This is a genomic window from Streptococcus mitis bv. 2 str. SK95, assembly GCF_000222705.1.
In the GTDB taxonomy this organism is placed as follows: Bacteria; Bacillota; Bacilli; order Lactobacillales; family Streptococcaceae; genus Streptococcus; species Streptococcus mitis_AY.
The window spans coordinates 1-3,409 of record NZ_AFUB01000022.1 but is presented as its reverse complement, the minus strand read 5'-3'; the positions used below and the strand labels follow the sequence as shown (position 1 = coordinate 3,409).

The following is a 3,409-nucleotide window of genomic DNA, read 5'->3' as shown; positions in this document are numbered from 1 at the left end:
CGAAGCCCGTGACGATACCGGACTTGACTATTTACGCGCAAGGTATTATGATATTCAGGGAGGTACTTTCTTAAGCGAGGATAGCTACCCAGGTGAGGCGACGGATCCTCTCGGCCAGAACCGCTACAGCTATGTGCAGAACAACTCCGTTAACTATACCGACCCGAGTGGGCACTTCTGGAACAGTATCAAAAAAGGCTGGAATTATGTTAAAAAGACAGCATCTAATGCTTGGAATGGTGTTAAACGAGTCGTATCTAATACCTGGAATACAGTAAAAAGAGCGGCCTCAAACACCTGGAATAGTGTGAAGAGCTTCGCCTCCGAGGCTTGGAATGCGACTAAGAGTGCTTTCAACCACGCAACCAACTGGATCAGCACCCAATACAACCGTGTATCGAATTGGGTTGGCAGACAGTGGAATAAGGTTCAAACGGCCTACAATAGTGCAGTCAATTATGCTCAAACGAAATACCAGCAAACAGTAGCTCAGATAGAGGCCAAGCGCCAACAAGTGGTTCGGTCTGCCTATGCCCTAGCCACAGGCTTGAGCTCTTCCCCAACCATCCGAGAAGGTCTCAATCTGTATCGTAACTGGAATACGGCTTTACAGAATACATTGAAGCATGTATGTAATCCAAAAACAATCGGTGCCTCCGATAAGGGAGAAACTAAAGTCCCATCTGTCGCAGATTTTAGAAAGTATGAAGATGCGGCAAGACATGGACTCAGATTGGATCAGAAAGAACGGATTGATAGGATGACATTAGAGGAGTATCTAAAGGCTCCCCCAATGACTCCTGAGGAAAATGCCTATGCATCTAATGTAAAATTTGCGAAGTTTAACCAAGAAAATAAAGCTACACTTCCAACTATAGCAGCTGAATTTATAGGCTGGAATAATGGAGAACGTTTAATTACAGGGAAAGATCTACTAACGGGCGAAGACGCAAATCGTTGGGTAGCAGCTGCAGAGCTAACTGTTGATATTGCAAGTAATTTCTATCCTATAGCTAAGGCTGGCAAATTAAGGAAACTTGAAAAAGCACTCGATGCCGTAGATGCAGTCAATGATGCATCAAAAGTTGCGAAGGTAGCTGATAAAGCTAATGATGCTTTGAAAGCTACAAGAGCGGTAGACAAGGCGTCCGATGCTGGTAAGCTTTTTAATCCTCCTAAATTAGATAAATTATCTCCAAAAGAGATAGTTGACCTAAATATACAGGAGCTAAAAGGAAGACTGCCAGAAGGCTGGACATTCAATGAGCATAATGGACGTGTTCATATAAAAAATAGCAAAGGGGACTATAAAATCAGAATAGATGCACCTGACCGCATAACTGACTATAATCATATGCACATTTATGATGAAAATGGAAAACCTTTAGATATAAACGGTAATATTGTTAACAGAAAAAGTCCAGATGCCCATATTCCATGGGATAAGTATTAATGGATATTACAAAATAGAGATATGAATATTGAACAAAAACAAAAAGAATTAGATTTAACAGATTATTGGGACGCATCTATTTACAATTTTTATGTGTCATTTTTTGGCGATGAAACTATTATTGAGTATGAGGATAATCAAAAAAAATATTGGCGCGTAACCTTCCTTTTATGTGGTAAAGTAGAGTATACAACAGATGCTTTATGGAAGAATTGGCGTGATTATGATGTGAAAAGTTTGAAAAAGACTCAACTCGGTTATTCCGCACAAAATTTCACGTTGCTTCAGTATGCTCAAAATAAAAATTTTGTTGAGTGCAGAATTGATCTAGGTATTACGGATATAATAATTGTTTGTCGTGACATTCAGATAGAACATCTTGATTTAAAGGGTGCTCATTTCTTTTGGCAGGATAATGAAACTTTAGAGTGAGTAAAGTGTTGAATTTAGATGATTGGAAATTATAAATTACTTTCACAAAGACAATTTGTGACTTAGTTCAATTTCTAACTAGGGGAAATTTTCCCCTAGTTTATTTTATACTAGCCTCACAGTAGACAAGCAGTATAAGCCCATATCGCCAAGGAAACCATCCAGCAGGATGGCGAAACCCTAGTCCATACCTATACCTACGATACTCTGGGTCAAGTGGAAAATATGACCGTATCGGGAGGAACGCAACTATGTCAATGATGTCAATCGTGAACACACAGAAGTTTTTGATTCTGTAGAGTTTTTAAAAGATACTATTGCTAAGATTGATAATCAGGGGAAAATACAGCCTTTTTGGTTACGACCTGAGTTTAAATAGTAGTCATACAAGTCGAAAAGGAAGTAAGATAAATTAAGGGTATTTGTATGAGATACAATAATGGAGATTAAAGTATAAATAAGTCATGATTAGTGCGCGTAATATTATCGTTATCTTCGTTAAAATTTAATTACTAGAGAAGATCTTTAAAAAGATGACACTAAAATAGGGTTACCTCCATGAAGGTAGCCCTATTTTTTGGACTGTGAATGAATCAAAGCGATGGGATTACACAGAGTTAGAATTTCTTTTTGCTTTGATTGGGATACATGAGTATAGATTTGTGTGACTGAGATAGAACTATGTCCAAGAATTTGTTGAATGTATCGGATATCAACATCACTATCTAGAAGCATTGTTGCGAAACTATGTCTAAACATATGGGGGGTAATAGGTGTAGTTAAGTTGTGTTGTTCAACAAGATTATTTAGAATTAAACGTATACTTTGCTCGGACAATGGTTTGAGAGAATATTTTCCAGGGAATAGGTAGTCACTGGGTTGAAAGCAGTAGTTATTTATATATGTTTCTAGTAAGCTAAATGTTATTTGATCTCCTAGAAATAGGATACGTTCTTTTTTGCCTTTTCCCATAATATGAAGAGTCCTATTTGAAAGATTAATATTTTTGAGATGAATATGACAAAGTTCGGAAATCCTGATACCAGTTGAAAGCAATAGAGAAATGATTAGCAAATTTCTTTCAGCTTTTTGTTTTTGATATTTAGTTTTTGAATAGGTAACTTTCTGTTCTAGATGTGAAAAAATACTTTTTAAAATATCATAGGGAATCGTTTTAGGTAATATTTTTCCGTTCTAAATTGAAAACGTAATTGATTAAAAGGATTCTCATCAATTAAATTATGATACTTTAAATAGCTGTAAAACACTTTCAAACTAGCAATTTTACGACGTAATGTACTAGATTTAATATTGGATTTCGTCAAATGTTCAACATATGTTTCCACACTGGTGTAATTTGAATTGTAAAACTGCAAAAGATCATTTTTATAAGCTCGAATCGTATGTAAACTCAAGCGTTTATGAGTTTTGCAGTAGTCTAAAAAAGTAGAAATAAGTTTATAATCCATGAATAACTCCTTTATCAATAATCATGCTATTATAAACTTATTTTGATGCTTTGTA

General features: G+C 36.1%; 2 protein-coding genes and 1 pseudogene. 2 read left to right on the top strand and 1 reads right to left on the bottom strand.

The genetic code is table 11. The features are described from left to right. Both HMPREF9965_RS13250 and HMPREF9965_RS05415 read left to right on the top strand, forming a co-directional pair. Positions 1–1,453, top strand: a 1,453-nt coding sequence (locus HMPREF9965_RS13250; protein WP_000330426.1) for an RHS repeat-associated core domain-containing protein, incomplete at its 5' end; no start/stop codon positions are given. A 21-nt stretch (positions 1,454–1,474) separates the two neighbouring features. Beyond that, complete coding sequence (locus tag HMPREF9965_RS05415; RefSeq protein ID WP_001019659.1) at positions 1,475–1,885, top strand: hypothetical protein; 411 nt, start codon at positions 1,475–1,477, stop codon at positions 1,883–1,885. Between the two features lie 570 nt (positions 1,886–2,455). On the opposite strand, the pseudogene HMPREF9965_RS13445 reads toward HMPREF9965_RS05415, so the two are convergent. Beyond that, positions 2,456–3,354, bottom strand: a pseudogene (locus tag HMPREF9965_RS13445) (tyrosine-type recombinase/integrase). Positions 3,355–3,409: the final 55 nt, after the last annotated feature.

What these genes read in the sequence shown, in the direction of transcription:
- HMPREF9965_RS05415 (WP_001019659.1), top strand. Translation starts at nt 1,475, where the DNA reads ATGAATATTGAACAAAAACAAAAAGAATTAGATTTAACAGATTATTGG.